At 28.0% G+C, this 6075-nt stretch carries 4 protein-coding genes; all 4 read left to right on the top strand.

Annotated elements, in window-relative coordinates:
- Positions 1–400: 400 nt before the first annotated feature.
- Positions 401–4567, top strand: a complete 4167-nt coding sequence (gene cas9 / locus SOY52_RS03360; protein ID WP_320847572.1) for a type II CRISPR RNA-guided endonuclease Cas9 — start codon at positions 401–403, stop codon at positions 4565–4567.
- 3 nt (positions 4568–4570) lie between these two features.
- Positions 4571–5455 carry a type II CRISPR-associated endonuclease Cas1 gene (gene cas1 / locus SOY52_RS03355; protein ID WP_320847571.1) on the top strand — a complete coding sequence of 295 codons (885 nt, stop codon included), beginning with the start codon at positions 4571–4573 and terminating at the stop codon, positions 5453–5455.
- Complete coding sequence (cas2, locus tag SOY52_RS03350; RefSeq protein WP_320847570.1) at positions 5445–5765, top strand: CRISPR-associated endonuclease Cas2; 321 nt, start codon at positions 5445–5447, stop codon at positions 5763–5765. Before cas1 ends, cas2 begins: the two co-directional genes overlap by 11 nt.
- On the top strand, positions 5762–6075 hold a 314-nt coding region (gene csn2, locus SOY52_RS03345), incomplete at its 3' end, for a type II-A CRISPR-associated protein Csn2 (RefSeq protein WP_320847569.1). The genes cas2 and csn2, both read left to right, overlap by 4 nt.

Below are 6075 nucleotides of genomic sequence, written 5' to 3'. Positions count from 1 at the left end.
TCACGAACTAATAAATATTCTTCATTCATAGTATTTATTTTGACAAACAATAATATAAGTGTCAATAAAACAAAATAAATAATATGTATATTGAATTACATAAAAAAAAGAGACCTAAGTCTCCTTTTAGTGCCCTTAAGGCAGTCCTTTCGGACGGTTTGAACAAGTTTTTATTTGAACATTGTGCGTTAAATCTGAATTAATTATTTAATTTTTTTTATTGATTGTCAACTAATTTTTTTTGTAATTATTTTCTACTGATTTTCTTACCTAAGAAATTAAAAAATAAAAAAAGTGCTTTTTTTACTTTTTATTCAAATTTATCTATTGATTATTCTTTAATTTTTTATAATTAGCCCTTTAAAATTAAAGAAAAAAAAGTATTTTGGAGGGATTGATAATGAAAACATCAAATTATTCAGGTGATTATTATTTAGGTTTTGATTGTGGAACAAGTTCAGTAGGCTGGTCTGTAACTGATATAAATTATAATGTATTAGAATTTAATAATAAACGTATGGAAGGGGTAAGACTATTTGATCCTGCTAATACAGCAAAAGATAGAAGGGTAGCAAGATGTGCAAGGAGAAGAAATGATAGAAAGCGTCAAAGAATTGATTTGTTGCAAGAATTATTTGCTCCTGAAATTAATAAGGTAGATTCTAATTTCTTTAAAAGATTGGAGGAAAGTAAATACTTTTTTGAGGATAAGTCATTAGGTGTAAAGTATGCTCTTTTTGCAGATAAGAATTATACAGATAAAGAATATTACGATGAATATCCAACCATTTATCATTTAAGAAAGGATTTAATTTATAGCACCGATTACCATGATCCTAGATTAGTTTATTTAGCTATCCATCATATTGTTAAAAATAGAGGACACTTTTTATTTCCAGGAGAAGGACTTCAAGCTGTAACTGATGCATCTACTCTGCTAAAAGATATTGAAGAGCTCTGTATATCAATTTTTAATGATGAAGATTTTGAGTTTTATTTTAATGATTATAAAAAAGCTCAAGAAATTTTTAGAATGAAAAAGCCATCAGAAAGAATAGAATTACTTAAAGATCTTTGTACATACACTGATAATAAAAAAGCTGAATCACTAATAAAAGTAATGAATGGATATAAAGTTTATGTGAAAGCTATTTTTTCAGTGGATGAAGAAAATGAAGATTTTTTAAAATGTGCTTTGGAATTTAAGAAAGCATCTTTTGAAGATGAAGATTTACCAAAGCTAGAAGCTTTGTTTGAAGATGAAGATATAATTAACTTGATAGTTAAATTAAAAGCTGTATATGACTATATTTTGTTAGCAGATATATTAAATGGCAGCACTTATATCTCTGAAGGTAAAGTAAGACAGTATGAAGAAAATAAAAATGATTTATCAGCATTAAAATATATATTTAAGAAGTATTTATCTAAAGTAGAGTATGAAACATATTTCCATTCAGATACAAAAGATTCTTATTCAGCCTATATTGGAGTTATTCAAGATAATAGACAAAAATGTAAGAAGACTTTAAAACGTGCAAAATATGAAGATTTCATCAAATACACAAAAAAGTTACTTGATAAAATAACTCCTGATGAATCTGATGTTTCAATTTACAGTAAACTTAAAGATAAAGTCGAAGGAAATCCGACTTTACTTCCATTACTAATTTCCACAAGAAATAGCGTAATACCTTATCAGTTAAATTTGATAGAGTTAAGAAAGATATTAAGTAATGCTTCATTGTATCTTCCTTTTCTCAATGATAAGAATGAAAATAATATTTCAATTAAAGAAAAGATAGAATTAATATTAAAATTTAGAATTCCATATTATATTGGACCACTTACTAATTCTAAAGCTAGTCTAGAGCAGAAGAAATTTAGCTGGGTAGAACGTAAAGCTGACGGGAAAATATATCCTTGGAACTTCTATGAGAAAGTAGATAAAGAAAAAAGTTCTGAAGGTTTTATTCGTAGAATGACGAATAAATGTACTTATATGCCAGAATACAATGTAATACCTAAATACTCTTTACTTTATTCAAAATTTACAGTGCTGAATGAGATTAATAAATTATCCATAGATGGTGTAGCCATATCTGTTGAGCAAAAACAACAAATATATAATGAGTTATTTAAGACTAATAGAAAAGTCTCAGCGAAAAGATTAAAAGATTATGTTAAAGCAAAAGGGTGGTCAAAGAATCCTGAAATAAAAGGAATCGATGGTGATCCTAAATCGTCTTTAGCTTCATATTATGATTTTCATGAATATCTTGAAACAGACAAATTAAAGAGATCTGAAGTTGAGCAAATTATCGAAAAGATTTCTCTATTTGGAGATGATAATGAGCTTTGTGTGGAATCAATTAAAAAGATAGTAGGAGATCGGTTAAATGGTACAGAAATAAAGTCTATTGCTAGTAAAAAATATCCAGGATGGGGTACTTTATCTAAAGAATTTTTAGTAGACACTACTTTTGAAAATAAAAGAACTGGTGAAATTTCTTCGATTATTTCTATTATGTGGAATACTAATGAGAACTTGATGGAAGTAATTCACGATAAGGATTACGATATTGCATCTAGCCTTACTAAACAAAAGATTGAAAAACTTGAGTATAGTGTTGTTGATAATTTGCATGTTTCTCCTTCTGTTAAGAGACAAATATGGCAGACTTTAAAGTTAGCCGAAGAAATTGAAAAGATCATGAAGAAATCTCCAAAGAAAATATTTGTTGAGGTCACAAGAGGTGATGATGAGAAGAAGAAAAAACAAACACCTAAATCAAGAAAAACTGTATTGTTAGAACTTTATGATGCTATCAAAAAAGAAGGCTTGTTTAATAATATTATTGATGAACTGAGTAATACACTTGAAAGATATTCTGAACAAGATATTTCTAGACAGGATAAATTATATCTCTACTTCTCTCAGATGGGTCGTTGTATGTATTCTGGTGAAATAATAGATATTAATGATCTTTACAATACCAATATTTATGATATTGATCATATTTATCCACAATCTGTTACTGGTGATGATAGTTTAAGTAATAGAGTATTAGTTCTTAAGACATATAATGGAGAAAAGAGTAATCAATATCCAATTTCTTCTTCTTGGCGATCAAAAATGAGTACATTCTGGAGATTATTATATAATGCAAAAACTATAGATAAAATAAAGTATGAAAGGCTTACAAGAAGTACTCCTTTAACTGATGATGAATTACAAGGGTTTATTAACAGGCAGTTAGTTGAAGTTAATCAGAGTACAAAAGCAACTATAGATATTTTAAAGCGTTATTTTGGTGATGATACTGAAGTTGTTTATTCTAAAGCTAGAAATGTTTCATTCTTTAGAGACAGATTTGATATTCCTAAATCAAGGATATTAAATGATTTTCATCATGCTAAGGATGCTTATTTAAATATTGTTGTTGGAAATATTTATACAACCAAATTCACTTCTAATTATTGGATGTTTATTGATAATGCTCGAAAAAAGAAGAGTGCAGAATTAACACAAGAAAATAAAGGTTATTACTTGGAAAAATGGCAGTATAACCTTATAAAAATGTTTGAATATTCTGTTCCTGGAGCATGGGTAGCTGGAAATGAAGGAACTATAAAAACAGTACAACAAGAATGTTTATCTAATAAAGTACTTATTACTAGACAAGTTAAGGAAAATAATGGTGCTTTATTTGATCTTCAACCTTTAAAAGCAGGTGAAAAAAAGGGGATGAAACCTCTAAAAAAGGATATTCATCAGAATAGTAGTACAGACAAGGAATGGACCGATAAATATGGTGGCTATAATTCTATGAAAGTAAGCTACTTTATCATTGCTTCTTTCATTGATAAAAAGAAACGTATTGTTCAAATATTCCCTTGTTACAACTACGTAAAAGCAAGTATTAAAACTGATGCTGATATAGAAAACTATCTAATATCAGAGTTTAAAATAAATGAACCTAAAATATTAGTAAAAAAACTATCGATATTTGATTTGTTTGAGTATAAAGGCGTAAGAATGCGTGTTTCAAGTAGAACAGGTTCAGGAATTTTAACTCGTCTGGAACAACCTTTACTTGTTGATCCATATTATACTGAATATATTCATAAAATAGAAAAAGCTTTTGCTAGTAAACAAAAAAATAACTTGCAATATTTACCATACAATTCAAAAGAAATTACACCAGAAAAGAATCTTGAGTTATATGATTTGCTTACAGCGAAAGCTAATAACCAATACTACCAGAATAGACCTTCAGCGCAAGGTAAAAATTTTTCTGATGGAAGAGAGACATTTATCAATTTAGCTAAGATTAATGAAAATAATCAGTTAGATTTGTCAAAGCAATTAGAGGTATTAAAAAATATGATTAATTATTTTTCTTCTAACCCTGGAGAGAATGACTTTACTTTGATTGGAGGATCTTCAAGAGGCGGAGGATTGAGTATTAGTGATAAAATAGTCAATGGAAAGAATAGTAATAATTTTGTTTTAATTACTCAAAGTTGTACTGGTTTATTTGAAAAACGAAAAGTAATTAGGTAAACAATGGGCTGGCGCACAGTAGTTATTTCATCAAGAGTTAAGCTTGAGTTAAAGCTTAACTACTTGGTGATAAGAGGTGAAGTAGAGAAAAAAATATTTCTTGATGAAATTGATGTATTGATGATTGAAAATACTTCTGTTTCTTTAACGTGTTCTTTACTTCACGCTTTATTGGAAAGAAAAATAAATGTCATCTTTTGTGATAATAAAAGACTCCCGTATGCTTCTCTTGTGTCTCTATATGGTAGTTATGATGCTAGTGATATGATGCGCAAACAAATAGCTTGGTCCGAATATAATAAGAAGTTAATTTGGACAGAGATAGTCAAAGAGAAGATTCTTAATCAATCTGGACTACTTGCCCATTATGGTTTTGATGAAAGTAGCAAAAAGTTAATAAATTATACTGAAGAGATTCATTTTGGTGATGAAACAAACAGAGAAGGACATGCAGCTAAAGTTTATTTTAATACTTTGTTTGGGAATGCTTTTTCTCGAGGTCAAGAAACAAAGATAAATGCAGGTCTAAATTATGGATATCAAATAATACTATCTTGTGTTGCAAGAGATATTGTTTCAAATGGTTTTTTAACATCATTAGGAATATTCCACTCAAATACTTTTAATTACTTTAATCTTGCTTCTGATCTTATGGAACCATTTAGGCCAATTGTCGATCAATTCGTGTTACAAATGCCTTTAGGAGAGGAGAATGAGTTAACTTCAGAAGATAAACAGTTTATTTTAAAAATGCTTGAAACAACTGTGTATATTGATAATTCAAAGAGAAATTTATTGGATGCAATAATGATTTATACTCGTTGTGCACTTGATGCTATTTGTAATGGAGATGTTTCTGATTTGAGATTCTTTAGATATGAGTTTTAGATTTATGAGATTACTAGTTTTTTTTGATTTGCCAGTAACTACAATTTCTAATAGAAGGAATTACCGTAAGTTTAGAAAGTTCTTAATTAAGAATGGTTTTATCATGGTACAAGAATCTGTTTACTCAAGATTAATGCTTAATACTACTGGTATTAATGTTGTAAAAAAACAATTAGAAGCAAATAAACCACCTGAAGGATTGGTGCAGATTCTAACCGTTACAGAGAAACAATTTGCTAGAATGGAATTCCTTGTTGGAGAATTAAATACAGATATAATAAATACAACTGATAGATTGGTAATAATATGATTATTTTAACAAGTCAATTATTTTCATTTGAGGTAAAAATAAAGGAAAATCGATTTAATACTCTTGTTATTGAAAATAAGGTGTTATTTCGAAGGATTATAAAATCAATAAATGATCAAATCTTGGGAGATGATGGTGATATTATTATCTCTAAAGATTACACTCCTATTGAATTATATGGAAATGTTGAATTAATACTTGATCCATTCAATTTAAATTGTAATAGCAAGAAGACACAATTAAGAATCTCTTCTGAATTAAAAAGGATTATTCATAATTCATCATTTGAAAGTCGCATTAATTTTATAAC

This window comes from Bullifex sp., from assembly GCF_034103065.1.
Taxonomy (GTDB): Bacteria; Spirochaetota; Spirochaetia; order Sphaerochaetales; family Sphaerochaetaceae; genus Bullifex.
Note: the sequence above shows the minus strand (reverse complement) of the source record. Positions and strands in the feature narration are given on the sequence as shown.